The sequence below is a fragment of the Sphingomonas ginsenosidivorax genome (genome assembly GCF_007995065.1).
Taxonomy (GTDB): domain Bacteria; phylum Pseudomonadota; class Alphaproteobacteria; order Sphingomonadales; family Sphingomonadaceae; genus Sphingomonas; species Sphingomonas ginsenosidivorax.
The window spans coordinates 3,858,372-3,879,859 of record NZ_VOQR01000001.1; the positions used below are offsets into that span (position 1 = coordinate 3,858,372).

The 21,488-nt window shown below is 68.8% G+C and carries 15 protein-coding genes; 6 read left to right on the top strand and 9 right to left on the bottom strand.

Annotated features, from left to right (window positions below; all coding sequences use genetic code 11):
• Positions 1-29: 29 nt before the first annotated feature.
• Together FSB78_RS17810 and FSB78_RS17815 are read left to right on the top strand one after the other, a co-directional pair.
• Positions 30-2,774, top strand: coding sequence for an exo-rhamnogalacturonan lyase family protein (locus tag FSB78_RS17810; protein ID WP_147083869.1), 2,745 nt, complete (start codon positions 30-32; stop codon positions 2,772-2,774).
• The gene (locus FSB78_RS17815) at positions 2,771-3,415 is read left to right on the top strand and encodes a DUF6250 domain-containing protein (RefSeq protein ID WP_147083870.1); all 645 of its coding nucleotides are present in this window, start codon (positions 2,771-2,773) and stop codon (positions 3,413-3,415) included. Before FSB78_RS17810 ends, FSB78_RS17815 begins: the two co-directional genes overlap by 4 nt.
• 107 nt (positions 3,416-3,522) lie before the next feature.
• Here the strand turns inward: FSB78_RS17815 and FSB78_RS17820 are convergent, their stop codons facing one another.
• On the bottom strand, positions 3,523-6,798 hold the full coding sequence (locus FSB78_RS17820; protein WP_242008379.1) for a TonB-dependent receptor: 3,276 nt from the start codon (positions 6,796-6,798) through the stop codon (positions 3,523-3,525).
• A gap of 183 nt (positions 6,799-6,981) precedes the next feature.
• Between FSB78_RS17820 and FSB78_RS17825 the strand changes: the two genes are divergently transcribed.
• Complete coding sequence (locus FSB78_RS17825; protein WP_199743218.1) at positions 6,982-8,907, top strand: rhamnogalacturonan lyase; 1,926 nt, start codon at positions 6,982-6,984, stop codon at positions 8,905-8,907.
• 133 nt (positions 8,908-9,040) lie between these two features.
• Here the strand turns inward: FSB78_RS17825 and FSB78_RS17830 are convergent, their stop codons facing one another.
• The 7 genes from FSB78_RS17830 to FSB78_RS17860 are packed head-to-tail and all read right to left on the bottom strand — an operon-like array spanning position 9,041 to position 15,815.
• Positions 9,041-10,018, bottom strand: a complete 978-nt coding sequence (locus FSB78_RS17830) for an alpha/beta hydrolase (protein ID WP_242008380.1) — start codon at positions 10,016-10,018, stop codon at positions 9,041-9,043.
• A gap of 1 nt (position 10,019) precedes the next feature.
• Positions 10,020-10,826 carry a rhamnogalacturonan acetylesterase gene (locus FSB78_RS17835; protein ID WP_147083872.1) on the bottom strand — a complete coding sequence of 269 codons (807 nt, stop codon included), beginning with the start codon at positions 10,824-10,826 and terminating at the stop codon, positions 10,020-10,022.
• Between the two features lie 7 nt (positions 10,827-10,833).
• Entirely contained in the window at positions 10,834-11,772 is a 939-nt protein-coding gene (locus tag FSB78_RS17840) for a Gfo/Idh/MocA family protein (RefSeq protein ID WP_147083873.1), read from the bottom strand.
• Positions 11,769-12,770 carry an AraD1 family protein gene (gene araD1, locus FSB78_RS17845; RefSeq protein WP_199743306.1) on the bottom strand — a complete coding sequence of 334 codons (1,002 nt, stop codon included), beginning with the start codon at positions 12,768-12,770 and terminating at the stop codon, positions 11,769-11,771. Before araD1 ends, FSB78_RS17840 begins: the two co-directional genes overlap by 4 nt.
• The gene (locus FSB78_RS17850; RefSeq protein WP_147083875.1) at positions 12,770-13,408 is read right to left on the bottom strand and encodes a 2-dehydro-3-deoxy-6-phosphogalactonate aldolase; all 639 of its coding nucleotides are present in this window, start codon (positions 13,406-13,408) and stop codon (positions 12,770-12,772) included. The genes araD1 and FSB78_RS17850 overlap by 1 nt, the downstream gene beginning before the upstream one ends.
• Positions 13,405-14,274 (bottom strand): 2-dehydro-3-deoxygalactonokinase, encoded by an 870-nt coding sequence (locus tag FSB78_RS17855; RefSeq protein WP_147083876.1) that lies wholly within the window; start codon positions 14,272-14,274, stop codon positions 13,405-13,407. Before FSB78_RS17855 ends, FSB78_RS17850 begins: the two co-directional genes overlap by 4 nt.
• Positions 14,275-14,285: 11 nt before the next feature.
• Entirely contained in the window at positions 14,286-15,815 is a 1,530-nt protein-coding gene (locus tag FSB78_RS17860) for an aldehyde dehydrogenase (NADP(+)) (RefSeq protein WP_242008381.1), read from the bottom strand.
• A 95-nt stretch (positions 15,816-15,910) separates the two neighbouring features.
• Between FSB78_RS17860 and FSB78_RS17865 the strand changes: the two genes are divergently transcribed.
• Entirely contained in the window at positions 15,911-16,789 is an 879-nt protein-coding gene (locus FSB78_RS17865) for an SMP-30/gluconolactonase/LRE family protein (RefSeq protein WP_147083878.1), read from the top strand.
• A gap of 99 nt (positions 16,790-16,888) precedes the next feature.
• On the opposite strand, the gene FSB78_RS17870 is transcribed toward FSB78_RS17865, so the two are convergent.
• On the bottom strand, positions 16,889-18,193 hold the full coding sequence (locus tag FSB78_RS17870) for a sugar MFS transporter (RefSeq protein ID WP_199743219.1): 1,305 nt from the start codon (positions 18,191-18,193) through the stop codon (positions 16,889-16,891).
• Positions 18,194-18,308: 115 nt separating this feature from the next.
• Between FSB78_RS17870 and FSB78_RS17875 the strand changes: the two genes are divergently transcribed.
• Together FSB78_RS17875 and FSB78_RS17880 are read left to right on the top strand one after the other, a co-directional pair.
• Positions 18,309-19,451 carry an aldose epimerase family protein gene (locus FSB78_RS17875; RefSeq protein ID WP_147083879.1) on the top strand — a complete coding sequence of 381 codons (1,143 nt, stop codon included), beginning with the start codon at positions 18,309-18,311 and terminating at the stop codon, positions 19,449-19,451.
• Between the two features lie 24 nt (positions 19,452-19,475).
• Positions 19,476-21,269: an IlvD/Edd family dehydratase gene (locus FSB78_RS17880; RefSeq protein ID WP_147083880.1), complete on the top strand. Its 1,794-nt coding sequence runs from the start codon at positions 19,476-19,478 to the stop codon at positions 21,267-21,269.
• Positions 21,270-21,488: the final 219 nt, after the last annotated feature.

Below are 21,488 nucleotides of genomic sequence, written 5' to 3' on the forward strand. Positions count from 1 at the left end.
GGAACGTCGGACGCATGCAGGAGAGTGCCATGACCGACAGCCCGATCACCCGCCGCAGCTTCCTCTCCGCCACCGCGATGGCCGGCGGACTGGCGGCGGTCCCGGCCGCGGTCGACGCCGCCGTGCAACCGGTGCGGGCGCAGAGTGACAGCGACGTCCACTGGCTCGACGGCGCACCGCCGGCCGGTCACGAGGGACAGAGCTGGGGCCAGCCCTGGCCGCGAGGCACGCGGCTAGCGAAGGGCTATCGGCTCGGGACCGAGGCGGTGCAGACCTGGCCGATGGCCTATTGGCCGGACGGATCGATCAAGTGGACGGGCCATGCGATCGCCGCCGATGCGGGGCGCGCGACTGGCTTGCGCGTGCAGCCGGGTGCCGGCGCCAGACCGGCGATGCCGGTCGCGGTGCGAGAGACCGCGGACGCGATCGTCGTGAGCGTCGGCACGCGGCAGTGGCGGATCGGGCGGCGCGGCGAGGCGATCATCGTCGCGGCCAGCGTCGGCACGCGCGAGACGATGCGTAACGTGAAGCTGGTCGCGACGGTGCAGGACGGCCCCGACCTTGACGACGGAGAGGGCGGGACGCCGCCGGCGATGACGCGCGCGGTGGGGATGATCACGGCGGCGACGATCGAGCAGCGCGGGCCGCTGCGCGCGGTGATCAAGGTCGACGGGCATCACGGCGCGGGCACGATGCCGTTTTCGCTGCGGCTCTATTTCCACGCCGGCGCGCAGTCGGTGCGGATCGTCCACAGCCTGATCTTCGACGGGGATCCGGCAAAGGTTTTCGTGCGCGGGCTCGGCCTGACCGGCGACGTGCCGATGTCGGATGCGCCGCACGACCGCCATGTCCGCTTCGCGGGCGAAAAGGGCGGGTTGTGGGCCGAGGCGGTGCGGCCGCTGACGGGCCTGCGCCGCGATCCGGGCAAGGCGTTCCGCGACGCGCAGGTGGCGGGGCTGCGGACGCCGGCCGAGGCGGGCATGCCCGCCAACGTGCGCGGGGAACTGCGCTACATCCCCGCCTGGGGCGACTTCACGCTGCGCCAGCCCAATTCGGACGGCTTCACGATCACCAAGCGGACGAAGCCCGGGCATGGCTGGATCGACGTCGATACCGCGGGGCGCGCGCCGGGGCTCGGCTATGTCGGATCCCCGAGCGGTGGCGTGGCGTTCGGGATGGGCGATTTCTGGCAGCGTCCGCCGGTCCGGCTCGATATCCGTGATGCGGCGAGCGAGACTGCGCGCTTCACGATCTGGTATCATGCGCCCGATGCGCCGGCGATGGACCTGCGCTTCTACCATGACGAGATGGGGATGACGGATTACGTCCGGCAGAACCAGGGACTCGACATCACCTATGAGGATTACGAGCCGGGCTGGGGCGACTCGCTCGGGATCGCGCGGACGACCGAGTTCCGGCTCTGGGCGCTCGACGCGACGCCCTCGCGCGACGCGCTGGTCGACATGGCGGTCCTGGTCGCGCATCCGCCGCGGCTGGTCGCGACGCCGCAGCGTATCCACGAGGCCGGGCTGTTCGGCATCTGGGCACCGGACCGGGCCGGTGGCGGCGCCGCGCGCGCGACGATCGAGACGCGCAGCACCCGCGAGCTCGACTTCTACGTCGGCCAGGTCGACCAGCGCCGCTGGTACGGGTTCTGGAACTATGGCGACGTCATGCACAGCTACGACAACGACCGTCATGTCTGGCGCTACGACATTGGCGGGTTCGCCTGGGACAATAGCGAACTCTCGACCGATCTGTGGCTGTGGTATGCCTATCTGCGCACCGGGCGCGGCGACCTGTTCCGTATGGCCGAGGCGATGACGCGGCATACCAGCGAGGTCGACGTCTATCATGTCGGGCGCTTCAAGGGGCTGGGGACGCGCCACGGCGTGCAGCATTGGGGCGACAGTTCGAAGCAGCAGCGCGTCTCGAACGCCGCGTTCAAGCGCTTCTATTACTACATGACCACCGACGAACGCTCGGGCGACTTGATGCGCGCGCTGGTCGACAGCGACTATGCGTTGCAGACCGTCAATATCGGCCGGAAGGTCAGCGCGCGCGACGAAGGCTCGCTGCCCCCCGGCGGCGCGTCCGCGGTGGCGACGACGACCGCGTTGCCCGCGGGGCAGGTGTTCGTGCAGTTCGGCACCGTCTGGGGATCGATGCTGGGTGCGTGGCTGACCGAATGGGAGCGCACGCGCGACACGCGCTGGCGCGACCGCATCGTCGCGGGGATGGAGTCGATCGCGGCGCTGCCCAAGCAATGGTTCACCGGCGGCGCGCCGTTCGACCTGAAGACCGGACGGTTCATGGGGCAAGCCGACCAGGTGAGCCTCAGCCACCTGAACGGTGTGTTCGGTGTGTTCGAGATCACCGCCGAGCTGCTGCAACTGCTCGACGTGCCCGCCTATCGCGAGGCGTGGCTGGACTATTGCGCCTTCTACAACGCGCCCGACGCCGCGTTCCGCGCGAAGACCGGGTCCGGCGGCAAGGGACGCGGCCTGCGCCAGGCGCATTCGCGCTTCACCGCCTATGCCGCGCGCGAGCGGAACGATCCGGCGCTGGCGCGGCGGGCCTGGGCGGAGTTCACCGGGACCGGCGACCGCGAGGGGCGCGACCAGTCGCGCGCGGCGCACCGTGTCGAGGGCGCTGCGGTGCTGAAACCCGTCGACGAGATCACCGAAGTCTCGACCAATGACGCGGCGCAATGGGGCGTGACCGCGACGGCGAACCTCGTGCTGCTCGCACAGGTTATGGACGGCGCGCCATGATGCGCTGGATGGTACTGGCGTTGCTTGTCAGTGCGAGCGCGGGCGATGCGCGCAACGGGTCGCCTCAGTGGCGGATCGAGGCCGACAAGGGCAGCGCGAAGGTGTCGATCCAGCGTGGCGTCATCGATGTCCAATCGCCCGACGGCGTCACGCTCTGGTACCGCCAGCGGCTGAGTGGCCCGGTCCGGATCGATTACGATGTGATGGCGGTATCGGCGGGCGGCGCGAACGACGCGGTCAGCGACGTCAACGCGTTCTGGATGGCGCGCGACCCGGGCACGACGACCTTGCGCCCCCGTGACGGCGCGTTCGCCAGCTATGACGGGCTCGAAACCTATTATGTCGGCATCGGCGGCAACCGGAACACGACGACGCGATTCCGGCGCTATATCGGGCGTGCCGGAGACCGACCGCTCCGGCCGCAGGACGACAGGCAAGCGCCGGGCGACATGCTGACGCCGAACGTCTGGATGCACGTGCGGCTGATCGCGGATGGTAGCCGGATCGCGGTCGAGCGCGACGGCAAGCCGCTGTTCGCGCTGACCGATCCCGCCCCCTATACGAGCGGCTTGTTCGGGCTGCGCACGACCAAGAGCCATTTGCGGATCCGCAACGTCACCGTCACGTCGCTGCGGCTCTGATCCCAAAAAAAGGCCAGGCACGGGGCCTGGCCATAGCGAGCGACTGCGCGTCGGGGTGCCGACAGCCGCAACGTGCCCGATCCGTCAGGACCGGGCACGGGTCCGAGTTAGAACTTGAGCTGGAAGCCCGCGAAGAAACGCTGGCCGGCATAGTAATATTCGACGGGGCGCGCCTTGTCGATGTAGCTCTTCGACGACTCCTTGTTGATGTTCTGCATTTCCATGAACAGCTGGGTATGCTGCTCGGGGAAGCGGAACGTCACCTTGGCGTCGATATAGCCTTCGGCGCGGCGGTAGATCGGGCTGTTGTCGAAGTTGACGTCTGCAACCGTGACCAGCCAGTTCGACCGGTAGTTGTAGTTCACGCGGATGTTCAGCCAGTCCTTGTCATAATAGAGGCTGGCGTTCGCGGTCCACTTCGACAGGCCGGGATAGTCGTTGAGCGGCTCGCCGGTCGCGACGTTGGTCAGGTTGGTCCGGATCGCGCGTGCATAGGTGACGTTGCCGCTGGCGCCGAAACCGTCGAACGGCGCGGGCAGGAAGGTGAGCGCGGTCTGTGCGCTCGCCTCGATGCCGTCGAGCAGCGCGCCGAAGCCATTGACCGGCTGACGCACCGTGAACAGCGTGCCGTCCTGGAACAGGTTCACGTCTGGCCGCGTCACGTTCGAGATGATGAAGCTCGACTCATACTTCTTGAAATAGCCGATGCTGACCGCGGTATCGCGATTGGGGAACCAGCCCAGGTTCACCTCCCACTGATCGGCACGGTACGGCACGAGGTCGGGGTTGCCCGAGGTGCACGCATCCTGGAGACCGGTGATGTCGACCGTCGTATCGTCGAGGCAGTTGATGTTCGGCACCAGATCGGTCGGCTTGGGACGTGCGAGGTTCTTTGCCCAGTTGGCGCGGAACGTCAGGTTGGGCGTGATCTCCAGCGCCGCGTTGAACGCCGGCAACCAGTCGGTGTAGCTGTTGCTCAGCGACAGGGCGTTGGCACCGAGGACGACGGTTTCGATGACCGCCGGAATCCCGGGTACGCCGGTGCCCGGACGGATCCGGGTCTGGCGGCTGATATTGGTGCCGCGTCCCTCGTCGACCGTCTTGATGTAGCGCAGGCCGGCATTGCCGGTGAGCCGCATCCCGAGCAGTTCCTGTTCGAAATTGCCCTTCAGATACGCGGCGGCGACCTTTTCCTTGATGAACACCGCGGGAATCTGCGACTGGCCGTCGGCGCTACGGACTAGGTCCTGGTCGAACCCGGACAGGTCGTAGATCGTCCCGAGATTGGCAGCGTTGAAGTTCGGGATCGACAGCTGCGACGGCAAGCCGGCGGGTGCGCCCTGCAGGTTGGTGAACAGCGGTGCGCCCGGCAGGACACCGCTGTTGCTCGCGATGAACTGCGCGTACTGCGCTTGGCTCATGTAATAGGTGTTGGGCGACCGCACCGCGGGTGGCGTGTCGGTCACGACCGTCGTGTACGATACGTTCGCGCTGGTCTGATACACCGCCGGAACGGCCGCCGCGCCAGTCGACGGGTTCGCCGAGACCGCTGGCGTCAACAGGCGCGTGCCGCCGCCGTTATAGTTTTCGTATTTCTGCCAGCGGAACTGGCCGCCATATTCGATGCTCGTCAGGAACGGCAGGTGCGTCTCCCAGTCGGCGTCGAGCTTCAGCTGGTCTTCGCTGTTGTTCTTGTCCTCGGGGCGATACTGCACCGTCGGCCCAGCCTGGCGGCCCGCGGCGTTCACGCCGCCCGGGCGGACATAGGCCGAGGTCGAGGCGGGATCGAAATTCTCGGGGAATACGAAGACGGGCACGCCCAGATCGTTGCGGCGATCAACCGTCACGCCGCTGATGCCGGTCGAATAGGAGATCAGGTTGGTGTCGCGGATCGTCCGGCCGGTCGAGTGCGACGCAAGGCCCTTCAGCTTGAGATCACCGACGTCCCAGTCGAAGCCGGTCAAATAGTAGCGGGTCCGCTGGTCATCGGAGAAGTCGCGGCGCTGGACGCTGAGGATGTTGCTGGCGCCGTTCCAGTTCGGGGCGGCGGCGGTGCCGACATTGACCGAGTTGAGCGCGGTCTGCACGCTGGTGACGACATGGTTCTCGCTGGTCGACGTACCGGCGGCGATCTGCGGCCGCGAGGTGCCACCGTTCAGGCCAGCGGGCAGCGCGGCGTCGTAGTTGAAGCGTTCGAACCGCGACAGGTCGAGCGAGTAGTTGACGTCGTTCAACTGCTGCTTGCGGTTGTTGAGCACGGCCTCGCCGAACGCGCGGAAATTGTGCGCGAACTCATACTGGACCTGGAAGTCGGCCGAGACGCGCTGGTCGTCGATGCGACGCTGGCGCAGGCGGGGCACGGTAGGCACCCAGTCGAAGAACTGCGTCTCGCAGGCGAGGCGACGCGCGGTCGCGGCCGACGCGTTGGCACCGCCGACACCGGCGCAGCTCGCATAGGTGTTGAAATTGGCATAGTCGGCGTTGGCGACGGTCTTCTCGTTCGACCGGTCGAAATCGGCGATCCGTCGCCAGTTGGTGTTGCTGATATAGTCCTGGCGGAGCTGCTTGTTCTCGTAGGTGACGTTGGCCAGCACGCCGAGACCATCGATCAGGAAATGCGGCGTACCGACGAGTGCGGTGATGCGCGGGCGCCAGTTGTCGCGCGTTTCGAGATGCTGCGCGGAGACGACCAGGCTGGCGAGCGGATCCTTCAGCTCGAGCGGACGCCGCGTCTCGATGCTGACGGTGCCGCCGAGGCCGCCTTCGGTCAGGTCGGCCGAATAGCCCTTGTAGACGTCGATCGACTTGACGAGCTCGGTCGCGAGCTCGCGGAAGTCGCCGGCGCGGTTCCCTTCGGCGCTCGCCTGGGTGACGCCGTTGATCTCGATGCGGTTGAGGTCGGGCTCGACGCCGCGGATCGAGACCTGCGTGCCCTCGCCGAAGTCGCGGCTCAGCTGGACGCCGGTGACGCGGGCGAGCGAATCGCCGACATTCTTGTCGGGGAAGCTGGCGATATCGTCGGCGACGATCGAGTCGACCACGGTGCCGGCGTTGCGCTTGCGCGCGATCGCCGACTGCAGCGAGGCGCGCGTGCCGACGACGATGATGTCGGCGGGGTCGGGCTCGACCGTTGCGGCCGACGACGGCGACGCGGCGGCGTCGGCCTGCGCGGGGGCGGTTTCGGGCTGCGGCTGGGTCTGCGGGGTCACCGTCGGCGTCGCCGCTGGCGTCTGGGTCGTGGTCGGGGCGGCGGTCTGCGCGCTCGCCATGCCGGCAATGCCACAGGCCAGGACGATCGCCATCGACGACGTCGTTCCGCATACCGCGCGCGTGATGCGGCGCGACGTGGAACGGGATGCGGTGAAATTCTGAGCGTCGGTCATGTCGATCCCCTCTGGACGCCGTGTCCGAACCGTCGGCGGCGTCGACCCGCATGTCTGGCGACGCGGTATGACGGATCGTTTATGTTGCCAACATATGGAATGCAATAATATAGATTGGAAAAATTAAAGTCCTGCTACGATATGGCAGCAAGTGTGACGGAATCGCATCACAGGAGAGGCAGCATGAAGAACGGCATATCCAGGGGTTTGTGGCTCGCAGGGGCATGCGCGGTGCTCGTGCCGACCCTCGTCGCAGCGGCAGCTTCTGCCGCGCGCGTGACCGAGCGGCTGGATCGCGGCGTGGTCGCGGTCCCGGCGCAGGGAGGCGGCGTACTGGTCAGCTGGCGCTCGTTGCAGGCCGATCCCAAGGGCGCGCGGTTCGATGTCTACCGCGACGATCGCAAGATCTCGCCGGCGCCGGTGAGCGATTCGACCAACTTCGTCGATGCGAAGGGCGACGGCACTGGCCGCTATTCGGTGCGTATGGCGGGCGCGCGGGCGTCGCTCGGCACCGCGACGGTGTGGAAGCCCGGCTATCTCTCGATCTCGCTGACCCCGCCGGCGGACGGCGTGACACCGTCGGGCGAGCGCTACAGCTACAACGCCAACGACGCGAGCGTTGGCGACCTCGACGGTGACGGGCGCTACGAGATCATCCTGAAATGGGATCCGAGCAACAGCCACGACAACAGCCAGGCCGGCTATACCGGCAACGTCTTCGTCGATGCCTACACGCTCGACGGCAAGCGGCTGTGGCGGATCGATCTCGGTCGCAACATTCGCGCGGGTGCGCACTACACGCAGTTCCAGGTCGCGGACTATGACGGCGACGGGCGCGCCGAAGTCGCGATGAAGACCGCCGACGCCACCGTCGACGGCGTCGGCACGATCATCGGCGACGCGAAGGCCGACTGGCGCGGGCGTGAGGGCGAGGTTCCGCAGCGCGACCGCACCGGCGCGAAGGTGCTGGCGGACGGCACCAAGGTCGCGCCGCTCGAAGGGCGGATCATCAAGGGGCCCGAGTTCCTGACCGTGTTCGACGGCCGCACCGGCCGCGCGCTGGCGACCGCGGCCTATGATCCGCCGCGTTCGGCCAGCCTGACCCCGAGCTATGACGAGATGGACCGCGTCTGGGGCGACGGCTACGGCAACCGCGTCGACCGGTTCCTCGCCGGCACCGCCTATCTCGACGGGCGGCTGCCGAGCATGGTGTTCGGGCGCGGCTATTATGCGCGCACTGTCGTCGCCGCCTGGGACTATCGCGGCGGCAAGCTGACCAAGCGCTGGACCTTCGACAGTTCGGCGCCGGGCAATGCCGACTATGCAAGCCGCGGCAACCACCAGATGAGCATCGCCGACGTCGACCGCGACGGCCGCGACGAGGTGATCTACGGGTCGATGGCGATCGACGACACCGGCAAGGGGCTGTGGACGCAGCCGCTGTTCCACGGTGATGCGATGCATGTCGGCGATCTCGATCCTTCTCGCCCGGGGCTCGAGAAGTTCGGCGTCCACGAGGAGGTCAAGCGCAACGGCGGGATCGGATCGGCGCTGCTCGACGCGCGGACCGGCGAGGTGCTGTGGACAAAGCCGGCCGAGACCGACACCGGCCGCGGGCTGTCCGCGGACATCGACCCGCGCCATCTCGGCGAGGAGATGTGGGGATCGAACTCGCCCGACCTGTTCGACGTCCACGGCAAGGCGATCGGCCCGCATCCGCGCCAGACCAACTTCGCGATCTGGTGGGATGGCGACCGGCTGCGCGAACTGCTCGACGGCACGACGATCAGCAAATGGGACTGGCGGACCGGCACCGCGACGACGCTGCTGAAGGGCGAGGGCATGGCGTCGGACAACGGCACCAAGGCGAACCCGACGCTGCAGGCCGACCTGATCGGCGACTGGCGCGAGGAGGTGGTGTGGCGCAGCGCGGACAATCGCGAACTGCGGATCTACACGACGCCGTTCCCGACCACGCATCGCTACGTCACGCTGACGCAGGATCCGGTCTATCGTGCGGGCGTCGCGTGGCAGAACACCGCGTACAACCAGCCGCCGCATACGGGGTTCTATCTGGGTGAGCCGATGGAGACCGAGGACGTAAAGTAACGCCCGGGAATGGGGAGGGGCCCCTCCCTCCCGTCATCCCAGCGAAGGCTGGGATCTCCCGGTTCGGGCCGGACGCCCTCCCGCACGAGACCCCAGCCTTCGCTGGGGTGACGGGTGAGGGGCGGCGGTGGCGTCAGGCGCGGACCTTCAACCCATGCCGTCCGGCAAAGAGCAGGTAGCGCTCCAGCCAGAGGTTCGCCGACCCGTCGGGCTTGAGCAGCGGTGCGCCGTGGCCGCCCTTCTCGATGATATAGAGTTCCGACGGGATCGCGGCCGCCTGCAGCGCCTCGAACATGCGGATGCTGTTGGCGGCCTTGACGGTGGCGTCGTCGGCGGCGTGGCCGAGCAGGGTCGGCGGCATGTCGGCGGGCAGGTCGCGTTCCGCCGAATAGCGCAGCGCGGTCGCCTCGTCGGGGTTGGGGCCGAGCAATTCGCGCTTCGACTGCGCGTGCGCCAGCGGCCCCGTCATCGTGATCACCGGGAACATGAGACCTGCCACGACCGGCCGCGCCGACAGCCGGTCGGCGGCGTCGACCGGCGCATAGGTCCCGAGCGACGCGCGCGACGCGAGCCGTGCGGTGACGTGGCCGCCCGCCGAAAAGCCGATCGTCGCGACCGAGGCGGGGTCGATCCCCCAGGTCGCGGCGCGCGCGCGGATGACGCGCATCGCGCGCTGCGCATCCTGCAGCGCGGTATCGGGTCCGGCCGCCCAGTGATCGTGCGGCAGGCGATAGAGCAGCTCGAACGCGGTGATGCCCTGGCTGGCGAACCAGCGCGCGACCGACCCCGGCTCGCGGCCGACCGCGACGCGCGAATAGCCGCCGCCCGGAATCAGCAGCACCGCGCCACCGGTCGGTGCCGCCGCCGGCGACACCGTCAGCATCGGCGTCGCGACGTGCGGCCAAGCGATGTCGTCGGGCGCGCCGGTCGGCGATCGCTTGACGAAGGCATCGACGACGGGCGGCGTCGGCATCCCCGGCGCGACACCCGGCCAGATCGGAAAGCGCGACGGCGCGGGCGCCGCGCCGGCGGGGCTCGCGAGCGTCGTCGCGAGCGGGGCGGCTAGGGACGCTACGATGAGGGTGCGGCGGTCGATCATCGTATCTGGCATCTCAGCAGGCCGGTCCGCCGGCAGGGTCGGCGCGGGTCAGTGCGGGGCGGTCACCATGGACGTGCGCGGCGATCGGCAGCGTCAGCTCGCTGAGCGAGGTCGCGACGATATCCGCGATCCGGCGGGCGCCGAGTTCGCTGAAATGCGTGTCGTCGTCGACCCCGTTCGGATAGCCGGGGGCTCCGGCCGCGCCCTTGTAGTGCAGGTAATAACGCGCGGAGTCCTCCGGGCCGACCCCTTCGATCCAGCGTTCGGACAGCGCGGCGAGGTCGATGATCGGCGTACCGGTCTCCGCGGCGACTCGTTTGGCGGCGTCCGAATAGGTCGGGAAGCTGCGCGTGGGATGACCGCCGGCGAAGGCGCGGCGCGTGACGGGCGTCAGCAGCACCGCATGCGCGCCAGCGGCGGTGGCGACACCGATGAAGCGCTTCAGATTGCTCTCATAGTCCGGGATCGGGGTATAGCGTTCCGGCTTCGCCATATTGGCGTCGTTGTGCCCGAACTGGATCAGCAGCGTGTCGCCCGCACGGATGTCGCGCGCGATCGCGTCGAGCCGCCCCTCGGCCATGAAGCTCTTGGTGCTGCGCCCGCCGATCGCGCGGTTCTCGATGACGATGCCCGGATCGACCGCGCAGCGCAGCATCGTGCCCCAGCCCGACTGCGGATATTTATCGGGCTTGTAGTCCTGCGCGGTGGAATCGCTCGCGATGAAGATGCGCGGCGGCGTGGCAGGCGCCTTCGCGCTCGACGGTGCGACCGCGGCGACGGCGAGCAGGGCGACGGTAAGGCGAAGTCCGAATCTGGGCATGGTCATCCTACTCGACGAAGGGGTCTACCGGAATGTGCCGCCCCCGCAGGAAGGCGTCGGCGACGAGCCGTATCGGCGCGACGTCGACGTCCGACGTGCCGGCGCGGACGATCTCGGCGAAGCGGGCATAGAGGCCTGGATATTCGCCATGCAGCGCGGTGCCGGCCGGCGTCTCGCCGCCCGGCAACGACAGCTCGCCGCCACCCTTGGCGAGCGTCAGCGTACCCGCATCGGTCTCGACGACGATGTCCCAGCTCTGCGGGCCCTCCTGGCGGAAATCCAGGTCCATCGCTATCGCGGTGCCTTGCGTATCGCGGAAGTCGACGCGCGCGGCGATCGGGGCGGCGCAGTTGCTGGGCACGTCGAGTTCGGCCTGCTCGACGAAGAACGCGTGCGGCAGGATCCGGGTCGCGATCGACAGCGCGTTGATGCCCGGATCGAACACGCCGAACCCGCCCGGCTCCCAGATCCAGTGCTGCCCCGGGTGCCAGACGCGGACGTCCTCGCGCCAGGTGATCGTCGCCCTGGTGATCGTGCGCTCGGCGAGCCAGGCGCGCGCGGGCTCGACCCCGGCGGCGTAGCGCGAGTGCCAGCTGGCGAACAGGCTGATCCCGGCGGCATCGGCGGCGTCGCACAGCGTGACGACTTCGGCGAGCGTCGCGCCCGGCGGTTTTTCGAGGAAGACGTGCCAGCCCTTGGCGATCGCGGTCATCGCGATGGACCGGCGCACCTGCGGCGGCGTGCAGAGCGCGACGGCATCGACCGCGAGGCCGCTCGCCGCGAGCTCGTCGATCGACGCGAAAAAGGGCAGGCCATCGGTCGCCTCGCCGTGGCGGCTGACCGTCGCGACCAGTCGGAACTCGGCATTGTCACGGATCGCGGGCAGATGCTGGTCATGCGCGATCTTGCCCATGCCGACGACTGCGAGGCGGATCGGATCGCTCACAGCGCGCGCACTGCGACGGCGGCTTCGGGGGCGAAGGCGAGCGGGTTACGCAACGGCAACGTGAACGGTGCCGCCTCGATCTCGAACACGTCGCCCGCCTGCGTCTGGAACCCGTCGGCGCACGACAAGGTCGCCGTCCCGAAGAAATGGACATGGACGTCGCCGGGCCGGCGGAACGGCGCGTATTTGAAGTGATGCCCCTCGAGATTGCCGAGCGCGTGCGACATGTTGTCCTCGCCGGTCAGGAACGGCTTCTCCCAGACGGTCGTCCCGTCGCGCACGATCCGGCTGGTCCCGCGCACGTCGGCGGGGGGCGTGCCGAGCAGCAGTTCGGCCCCGAGCGATGCCTGGCGCAGCTTCGAATGCGCGAGCCAGAGGTAGTTGTGGCGCTCGGTCACATGGTCGCTGAACTCGTTGCCGAGCGCGACGCCCAGGCGGAACGGCGTGCCGTCGTCGCCGATCAGGTAGATGCCGGCGAGTTCGGGTTCCTCGCCGCCGTCGAGCGCGAATGACGGCGCGTTGAGCGGCGCTTCGGGGGCGACCAGCGACTGGCCGTCGCCCTTGTAGAACCATTCGGGCTGCGCGCCGGTTTCGCCCGCCGCGGGGCGACCGCCCTCCATGCCTTCGAGGAAGAGGCGCATCGAATCGGTCTGCTTGCCCTCGGCGGCGGCCTTGTGCATCGCGTCGCGGCCCGACGCCGAGCCGAGATGCGTCAGCCCGGTGCCCGCAAGCATCAGCCGCGCGGCATCGGGGTGGTCGATCGCGGGGAGCAGCCGCCCGGCGGCGAGTTCGGCGGCGAGTTCGGCGGCGAGGTCGACCGTCTCGTCGGTCAGTCGCGCCTGCGCGGCGGCGGCGAGCGTCGCGCCCTCGGCGATCGCGGCCCCGGCGAGTTCGAGCGTGGTCTCTACCCCGGACAGGAAATGCGCGGCGTCGTCATCGGCGAAGATCACCCGGCGCTTGCCTGCGGCGTCACGATGCTGGAGCAGGCGTTGGGCCATCATGCGATCTCCTTGAGGGCCTGGACGAACCGGCCCGCGTCCTGCGCGACGTCCGCGGCGGACTTGCCCGTGCGATAGAGGTTGGAGCCGAGCCCGAAACCGTCGGCGCCGGCGTCGTGCCAGAGCTGCATCGTCTCGGGCGTGATGCCGCCGACCGCGAGCACCTTCGTCTCCTTCGGCAGCACCGCGCGCTGCGCCTTGAGATAGGCGGGCGCGGCGCCCTCGGCGGGGAAGAGTTTCAGGCCGTGCGCGCCGGCCGCGAGCGCGGCGAAGCCTTCGGACGGGGTGTAATAGCCGGGCAGCGAGATTAGGCCGGCGGCGACGCTCGCGCGGATCACGTCGGTGTCGGTGTTGGGGGACACGATCAGCGTGCCGCCGGCATCGGCAACGCGCTGGACGTTGGCGGTGGTCAGCACGGTGCCGGCGCCGATGATCGCGCGGTCGCCCAGCCGTTTGGCGAGCAGCGCGATGCTGTCGAACGGATCGGGCGAATTGAGCGGGACCTCGATCAGCGTGAAGCCCGCATCGACCAGCGCGTCGCCGATCGCGGGCGCCTCTGCCGGGGTCAGGCCGCGGAGGACCGCGACCAGCGGACAGGCGGCGAATGCTTTTGCGAAACTTGCAGCAGGATCGGTCATCGGGTCAGTCCCCAGATTGCATGGATGCCGGCGAGGAAGCCGGCCTGGTTGTCGACGGCCACGACGCGGCCGCCGCGCAGGCGGATCGCCGCTGCGTAGAGATCGGCGAGCGGACCGCTCGCAAGCAGATGGACGTCACGGTCGCTCAGGTTGCGCGATCCGACATCGGCACCGATCAGCACGCCGCTGGCGAAGGATGCGGCGTCGTCTGCCGGCAGCGCGCCGAGCAGGACGCCCGCGCGCACCTCGAACAGCGCGACGAGCAGGTCGGTGGCGCCTGCGCCGCGCGCGACCCCGTCACGGAACGCAGGGCCATCGGCGACGTCGCCGTCGAGCATCCCCTTGAGCACGCCGTTGCCGCGGAGCAACGCGAACAGCTCGCCGGTCATCGCGGTCGAGACGTCGACGATCCGGCCGCCCACGGTGTGGACCCATTTGTTGTGCGTGCCGGGCTGGCAGAACAGCGCGTCGGCGGGCGCCAGCCCTGCGGCGATCGCACCGAGCACCTGGACCTCCTCGCCGCGCATCACGTCGCTGCGCGGACCCGTCAGGCAGACGCCCGGCACGATCACAACATCCTCGCCCGGGATGTCCGCGCGGGCCGCGACGAGCGCGGGGAGGTCGGCGGGCGCGGGCACATAGGGGGCGTCGACCCAGCCGCGCGTCGACCCGATCATCCCCGCCGCGATCACCGGCAGCGCGCCGAGCCGCTCGCGCAACGCGGCCACTTCGCGCGGATACTCCGATCGCTCGATCGCCAGCACGCCGCGGTCGTCACGGACGGTGTCGAGCACCGCGCCGCCCGCATCGATCAGATAGGCGCGGCGATTGGTGGTGCCCCAATCGACCGCGATATAGGCGCCCATCGTCCTTGCGTTCACGCAGGCGTGCCGTCGACCAGCTTCGGACCGGCGGCGCCGTCGCGCACGTCCGCTGGCAATAGCGACGCGGGCAGGTCCTGGTAGCAGACCGGCCGCAGGAAGCGGTCGATCGCGAGGCTGCCGACCGAGGTCGAGCGCCCGTCCGAGGTGGCGGGGAAGGGACCGCCATGGACCATGGCGTGGCTGACCTCGACGCCGGTCGGCCAGCCATTGACGAGGATGCGGCCGACCTTCCGCTCGAGCAAGGGCACGAGTTCGGCAGCGGCGGCGTGGTCGTCGGCGTCGAGCTGGATCGTCGCGGTCAGCTGCCCCTCGAGCGAACGAAGCACCTGCTTCACTTCGTCCAGGTCGCGGCAGCGGATGACCAGCGACGAGGCGCCGAATACCTCTTCGCCGAGCGCAGCATCGGCCAGGAACGCGCTGGCGTCGGTGGTGAACAGCCGCGCCATCTCGCGCGCGATGCCGTCGCCTTCGAGGCCGGCGGCGACCTGCGTGACAGCGGGGTTGGCGGCGAGCGCTGCGGTACCGGTAGCAAAGGCCTCGCGGATGCCGCCGGTCAGCATCGGCTGCGGGTCGTGACCGGTCATCGCGGCGACCGCCGAATCGACGAACGCGTCGAAGCCTTCACCCTCGATCGCGAGCACGAGGCCGGGGTTGGTACAGAACTGCCCCGAGCCCATCGTCAGCGATCCGACGAACGCCGTGCCGAGCGCCGCACCGCGCGCAGCGAGTGCGGCGGGCATCAGCACGACGGGGTTGATGCTCGACATCTCGGCATAGACCGGGATCGGGACGGGGCGGCCTTGCGCAAGCTGGACGAGCGCGAGGCCGCCGCGGCGCGAGCCGGTAAAGCCGACCGCGGCGATTCGCGGGTCTTGGACCAGCGCGGTGCCGAGGTCGTTGCTCGGCCCGCGGACATGGCCGAACACGCCGTCGGGCATGCCGGTGCGCGCGGCGGCTGCGCGGATCGCGCCGGCGACCATCGCGTCGGTGCCGGGATGCGCGGGGTGACCCTTGACCACCACCGGGCAGCCCGCGGCGAACGCGGCGGCGGTGTCGCCGCCCGCGGTCGAGAAGGCGAGCGGGAAGTTCGACGCGCCGAACACAGCGACCGGGCCGAGCGGGATCATCCGCATCCGCAGGTCGGAGCGCGGCAGCGGCGCGCGGTCGGGCAGTGCGCTGTCGAGGCGCACCTGGCGCCAGAGGCCGGCGCGCACGACATCGGCGAACAGCTTCAGCTGGCCGACGGTGCGGCCGCGCTCGCCGGTCAGGCGTGCGAGCGGAAGGCCGCTCTCGCGGTGCGCGGTCTGGAGCAGCGCGTCGCCGAGCGCGACGATCTCCTCGCCGATCGCCTCGAGGAAGGTCGCGCGCGCTTCGGCGTCGGTCGCGCGATAGGCGTCGAACGCGGCGTCGGCAGCGGCGCAGGCAGCGGCCACGTCGTCCAGCGTGCTGACCGAATAGGCGGCGATCGGCTTGCCGGTGAGCGCCTCGATCGCATCGAATTGCGTGTTGGTACCGTCGGTCATCGCTCTCACCTGTTCTGTCTGACTAATCATTGGCTATAGGCAGTCGCCGCGCCGCCAGCAATATGGGCACGAACGGTGCGACGAGGAGAGGCGAGATGGAAGAAGCGGTCAGGACGGTCTGGCAGGGAGCCATGACGCTCGGCGAGGGCCCCGTCTGGGATGCCGCCGCGCAGCAATTGTGGTTCGTCGATATCAAGCAGCACCGTGTCCACCGGCTCGATCCCGCGACCGACGCGGTCGAAAGCTGGCCGGCGCCCGCGCAGGTCGGCTGGGTGCTGCCTGCCGAGGGGGGCAGGATGATCGCCGGGCTACAGACCGGCCTCGCGACGTTCGATCCCGCGACGGGCGATTTCACGCCGCTGGCCGAGGTCGAGCCGCATCTGCCGGGCAACCGCCTCAACGACGCGACGGTCGACGCCGATGGGACGATCTGGTTCGGGTCGATGGACGATGGCTGCGAGCTGCCGACCGGGCGGCTGCACCGGTTCGACGGCGCGGCGGTGACGACGACGGCGATTCCCGCGGTCCCGATCACCAACGGCCCGGCCTTCGCGCCGGGTGGCGACACGCTGTACCATGTCGATACCGCGGGCGGCGTCCTCCACGCGGTGACGATCGATGCGGACGGCGAGCCCGGCGCGATGCGCGACTTCGTGCGGATCGATCCCGACCACGGCAATCCCGACGGCGCGATCACCGACAGCGCGGGCAATGTCTGGGTCGGGATCTGGGGCGGCTGGTGCGCGCGCTGCTATGCGCCCGACGGCAGCCTGCTGCGCGAGGTGCGCTTCCCCTGCGCGAACGTCACGAAGGTCGCACTGGGCGGGCCGGACCTGCGCACGGCCTATGCGACGACCGCGAAGGCGGATCTGACCGAGGCGGAGCTGGCCGAGCAGCCCTTGGCGGGCGGTGTGTTCATGTTCGAGGTCGAGGTGCCCGGGCTGCCGGTACCGGTGGCGCGTCTGCGTTCGTAACCACCGTCATCCCAGCGCAGGCTGGGATCTCCCGGTTCGGGCCGCATGGCCAGCCGCGGGAGACCCCAGCCTGCGCTGGGGTGACGGCATAAGGGCGCCTCAGCTCAGCCCGCCGCGCACCACCGGCTTCGACCCCCAGAGCGCGTAGAACAGGACGTACAGTTCGCACGCCGCGGTCAGGAAGAACGAGGCCTGCAGCCCGTAGCTGTCTGCGAGCCAGCCCTGTACCACGACCAGCGCACCGCCCGCGATCGCCATGATCAGCAGGCCCGAGCCCTCCTCGGTCAGCGGCCCCAGGTCGCGGATGCCGAGCGTGAAGATCGTCGGGAACATGATCGAATGGAACAGCCCCACCGAGATCAGCGCCCACATCGCGACATGGCCGGTGGTCACCGCTGCGATCAGCATCACGATCGTCGCGCCGATGCTGGCGATCGCGAGCGCGTGACCGGCCTCCATCTTCTGCATCACGAACGCGCCGACCAGCCGGCCGACCATCATTCCGCCCCAGAGCAGGAACAGGTAGTTCGACGCCTGCTGGTGCGTCAGGTTGCCGATCTCGGGCTGCGAGACGAAGTTGATGAACAGGTTGCCGACGCCGATCTCCGCGATCAGGTAGATGAAGATCGCGGGGATGCCGAACACCAGGTTGCGGTGCGCCCAGAGCGAATGGCCCTTGCGATCGGCCTTGGCGCTGCGGCGGGTGGCGGCACCCATCGCCGGCAGCGGGAAGCGCGCGATCACCACCGCCAGCACTGCGAGCACCACGGCGACGATCACATAGGGAAGCACGACCGACTGCGCGTCGGCCAGCTTTTCCGCCGGCGTCAGCGCAGCCGCACCGGCGGCGGCCGTCCCCGAGGTCGTGCGACCGAGGATCAGGTAGCCGCCGAACAACGGCGCGAGCGTCGCGCCGGCGGAGTTGAACGCCTGCACCAGGTTGAGCCGCGACGACGCGGTCTCGGGGCTGCCGACCACGGCCACATAGGGGTTGGCCGCAACCTGCAGCAGCGTGATGCCGCTCGCGATCACGAACAGCGCGAACAGCGTCACTTCATAGGATGGCAGCCGTGCCGCCGGCACCATCACCAGCGCACCGGCCGCCATCATGCCGAGCCCAACGACCATCGAGCGCTGATAGCCGATCCGCTCGATCAGCTTGGCCGACGGGATCGAGGCGAAGAAATAGGCAATGAACCATACCGATTCGATCAGCGTGGTCTGCGTGTAGGACAGGTCGAACACGCTGCGCAGATGCGGCAGCAACGTGCCATTGATGACGGTGATGAACCCCCACATGAAGAACAGGCTGGCAAGCAGCGTCAGCGCCGACCGGTACGAGGTCGGTGCTTCCCCGGTGGTGGCCGTGCCCGTCGGGGTGGCATTCAGCGGCGGTCCGGCCATCAGTCTCTCCTTGTCGCGCGTCGGCAGGGCTCGTCGCGCTTGCGTTCTTTCGATATGTCTGACTAAATTTACCGCGACCGGTCAACGGAAAATCATCGACGTGCAGGAGTGGAACATGAGGGGTATCGCTACCACGGCTGGATGGGCGCTGGTCGCGGGCGCGATGCTGCCGGCGACCGCCCATGCCGCCAAGGCCGAGCGCGCGCCCTGGGGCAAGCTCGCCGACGGTAGCGTGGTCGAGGCGGTGACGCTCACCGGCGCGGACGGCGTCAGTGCGCGGATCGTCAGCTATGGTGCGCTGCTGCAGGCGTTCAACGCGCCCGACCGCACCGGCAAGATGGCGGACATCACGCTCGGCTACGACCGGCTGCAGGACTATGTCGACCACCCGAACTACTGGGGCCAGACGATCGGGCGCTATGCCAACCGGATCGCCGGCGGCAGCTTCACGCTCGACGGCAAGACCTATCAGCTGACCAGGAACGACAAGACCAACGCGTTGCACGGCGGGCCCAAGGGCTTCGACAAGCAGGCCTGGCGCGTGGTTGGCATCAAGCAGGGCGCGAAGGCGAGCGTCACGCTCGCGCGGACCAGCCCGGCGGGCGAAGAGGGCTATCCCGGCACGCTCAAGGTGCAGGTCACCTACAGCCTGGACGATCACGGCGCGCTGACGGTCGACTTCGACGCGACCAGCGACGCGCCGACGGTGGTCAACATGACCAACCACGCGCTGTTCAACCTGGGTGGCGAAGGCGCGCCCGTCGACGTGCTCGGCCACCGGCTGACCATCCCCGCCGCGCGCTTCACACCGGTCAACGAACGGTTGATCCCGACCGGCGAGCTGAAACCGGTCGCGGGCAGCGTGTTCGACTTCACCCGAGGGCGCATCCTGTCCGACGGCGTGCGCGACGGCCGCGATCCGCAGATCGTCTTCGGCCACGGCTATGATCACAATTTCGTGCTCGACAAGGGGCTGACCAGGACGCCGGAGCTCGCCGCGCGTCTGGAGGATCCCGCATCGGGCCGGGTGCTCGAACTGCTCACCACCGAACCCGGCGTGCAGGTCTATACCGGCAATTTCCTCGACACGACGCTGATCGGCAAGCAGGGCCATCTGTACCGGATGAGCGACGGCATCGCGCTCGAGCCGCAGAAGTTTCCCGACACGCCCAACCAGCCCGCCTTCGGGTCGGCGCGCGTCGATCCGACGCATCCCTATCACCACAGCCTGATCTTCCGCGTGTCGACGACGCGCTGACCTGACCTACCGGAGCTTTTTGTAATGACGACCCCCCCGCGTAAGCTGCGCAGCAGCGCCTGGTTCGACAATCCCGACAATATCGACATGACCGCGCTGTATCTCGAGCGGTACCTGAACTTCGGGCTGAGCCTCGAGGAACTCCAGTCGGGCCGCCCGATCATCGGCATCGCGCAGACCGGCAGCGACCTCAGCCCCTGCAACCGCCACCATCTCGTCCTCGCCGAGCGCGTCCGCGAGGGCATCCGCGAGGCGGGCGGGATCGTGCTCGAATTCCCGGTCCACCCGATCCAGGAAACCGGCAAGCGGCCGACCGCGGGTCTCGACCGCAACCTGGCGTATCTGGGGCTGGTCGAGGTGCTGTACGGCTATCCGCTCGACGCCGTGGTGCTGACGATCGGCTGCGACAAGACCACGCCGGCCGCGCTGATGGCGGCGGCGACCGTCAACATCCCCGCGATCGCGCTGTCGGTCGGGCCGATGCTCAACGGCTGGCACAAGGGCGAGCGGACCGGCTCGGGCACGATCGTGTGGAAGGCGCGCCAGCTGCTCGCCGCGGGCGAGATCGACGATGCGGAGTTCATCCGCCTGGTCGCGTCGTCGGCGCCGTCGACCGGCTATTGCAACACGATGGGCACCGCGACGACGATGAACTCGCTGTGCGAGGCGCTCGGCATGTCGCTGCCCGCTTCCGCCGCGATCCCCGCGCCGTACCGCGATCGCCAGGAATGCGCGTACCGCACCGGCAAGCGCATCGTCGAGATGGTCGCCGAGGACCTGAAGCCCTCCGACATCCTGACCAAGCACGCCTTCCACAACGCGATCCGCGTCAATTCGGCGATCGGCGGGTCGACCAACGCGCCGATCCACCTGTCGGCGATCGCGCGCCACATCGGCGTCGACCTGCCGCTCAAGGACTGGGAGACCGAGGGGCACAAGGTGCCTCTGCTGGTGAACCTGCAGCCTGCGGGCGAATATCTGGGCGAGGATTATTACCGCGCGGGCGGCGTGCCCGCGGTGGTCAACCAGTTGATGGGCCAGGGGCTGATCCATGAGGACGCGCTGACCGTCAACGGCAAGACGATGGGCGACAATTGCCGCGGCGTCGCGATCGAGGACGAGAAGGTCATCCACCCGTTCGACAAGCCGCTGGTGGTCGATGCCGGGTTCATCGTGCTGTCGGGCAATCTGTTCGACGCGGCGGTGATGAAGACCAGCGTGATCGGGCTCGAATTCCGCGAACGCTATCTGTCGAACCCCGACGATCTCGACGCGTTCGAGGGTCCCGCGGTCGTGTTCGACGGGCCGGAGGATTACCATCACCGTATCGACGATCCCGCGACCGGGATCACGGCGGAGACGTTGCTGTTCATGCGTGGCGCGGGGCCGATCGGCTATCCGGGTGCGGCGGAAGTCGTCAACATGCGGCCGCCGGCCTATCTGATCACCGAAGGCATCCACGCGCTGCCGTGCATCGGTGACGGGCGGCAGTCGGGGACGAGCGGAAGCCCCTCGATCCTCAACGCCAGCCCCGAGGCGGCGGCGATGGGCGGCCTCGCGCTGCTCAAGACCGGCGACCGGGTGCGGATCGACCTCAACAAGGGGACGGCGGACGTGCTGATCTCCGACGCGGAACTGGCGCAGCGCCGTGCCGACCTGATTGCGGCGGGTGGCTATCGCTATCCCGCGTCGCAGACACCGTGGCAGGAAATCCAGCGCGCGGTGGTCGGGCAGATGAACACCGGCGCGATCCTTGAAGGCGCCGAAAAGTATCAGCGGATCGCGCAGACCATGGGGTTGCCACGCGACAACCACTAGGGGTTCACCCCTCGTTTCAGTACCCCGGCGGAGGCCGGGGCCCAGTTGGGGTACGGCGGTAACCAGGCACTGTGCTTCGTCACCTAGGCTTTCCCAACTGGGCCCCGGCCTTCGCCGGGGAGGCGACTACTGGTTCGCTAATCGCAATGCCTCGCGGTTGTCATACATGCCGCCTTGTCGCTCTACCCACATAGCGGTATGCCTGTTCATTATCTGGCG

Excerpts from the sequence above, each read along its gene's own strand:
- FSB78_RS17875 (WP_147083879.1), top strand. The coding sequence starts at position 18,309 with ATGAGGGGTATCGCTACCACGGCTGGATGGGCGCTGGTCGCGGGCGCG.
- FSB78_RS17835 (WP_147083872.1), bottom strand. The coding sequence starts at position 10,826 with ATGCCCAGATTCGGACTTCGCCTTACCGTCGCCCTGCTCGCCGTCGCC.
- FSB78_RS17830 (WP_242008380.1), bottom strand. The coding sequence starts at position 10,018 with ATGCCAGATACGATGATCGACCGCCGCACCCTCATCGTAGCGTCCCTA.
- FSB78_RS17820 (WP_242008379.1), bottom strand. The coding sequence starts at position 6,798 with ATGACCGACGCTCAGAATTTCACCGCATCCCGTTCCACGTCGCGCCGC.
- FSB78_RS17810 (WP_147083869.1), top strand. The coding sequence starts at position 30 with ATGACCGACAGCCCGATCACCCGCCGCAGCTTCCTCTCCGCCACCGCG.
- araD1 (WP_199743306.1), bottom strand. The coding sequence starts at position 12,770 with ATGGCCCAACGCCTGCTCCAGCATCGTGACGCCGCAGGCAAGCGCCGG.
- FSB78_RS17815 (WP_147083870.1), top strand. The coding sequence starts at position 2,771 with ATGATGCGCTGGATGGTACTGGCGTTGCTTGTCAGTGCGAGCGCGGGC.
- FSB78_RS17825 (WP_199743218.1), top strand. The coding sequence starts at position 6,982 with ATGAAGAACGGCATATCCAGGGGTTTGTGGCTCGCAGGGGCATGCGCG.
- FSB78_RS17870 (WP_199743219.1), bottom strand. The coding sequence starts at position 18,193 with ATGGCCGGACCGCCGCTGAATGCCACCCCGACGGGCACGGCCACCACC.
- FSB78_RS17860 (WP_242008381.1), bottom strand. The coding sequence starts at position 15,815 with ATGACCGACGGTACCAACACGCAATTCGATGCGATCGAGGCGCTCACC.
- FSB78_RS17855 (WP_147083876.1), bottom strand. The coding sequence starts at position 14,274 with ATGGGCGCCTATATCGCGGTCGATTGGGGCACCACCAATCGCCGCGCC.
- FSB78_RS17880 (WP_147083880.1), top strand. The coding sequence starts at position 19,476 with ATGACGACCCCCCCGCGTAAGCTGCGCAGCAGCGCCTGGTTCGACAAT.
- FSB78_RS17850 (WP_147083875.1), bottom strand. The coding sequence starts at position 13,408 with ATGACCGATCCTGCTGCAAGTTTCGCAAAAGCATTCGCCGCCTGTCCG.
- FSB78_RS17865 (WP_147083878.1), top strand. The coding sequence starts at position 15,911 with ATGGAAGAAGCGGTCAGGACGGTCTGGCAGGGAGCCATGACGCTCGGC.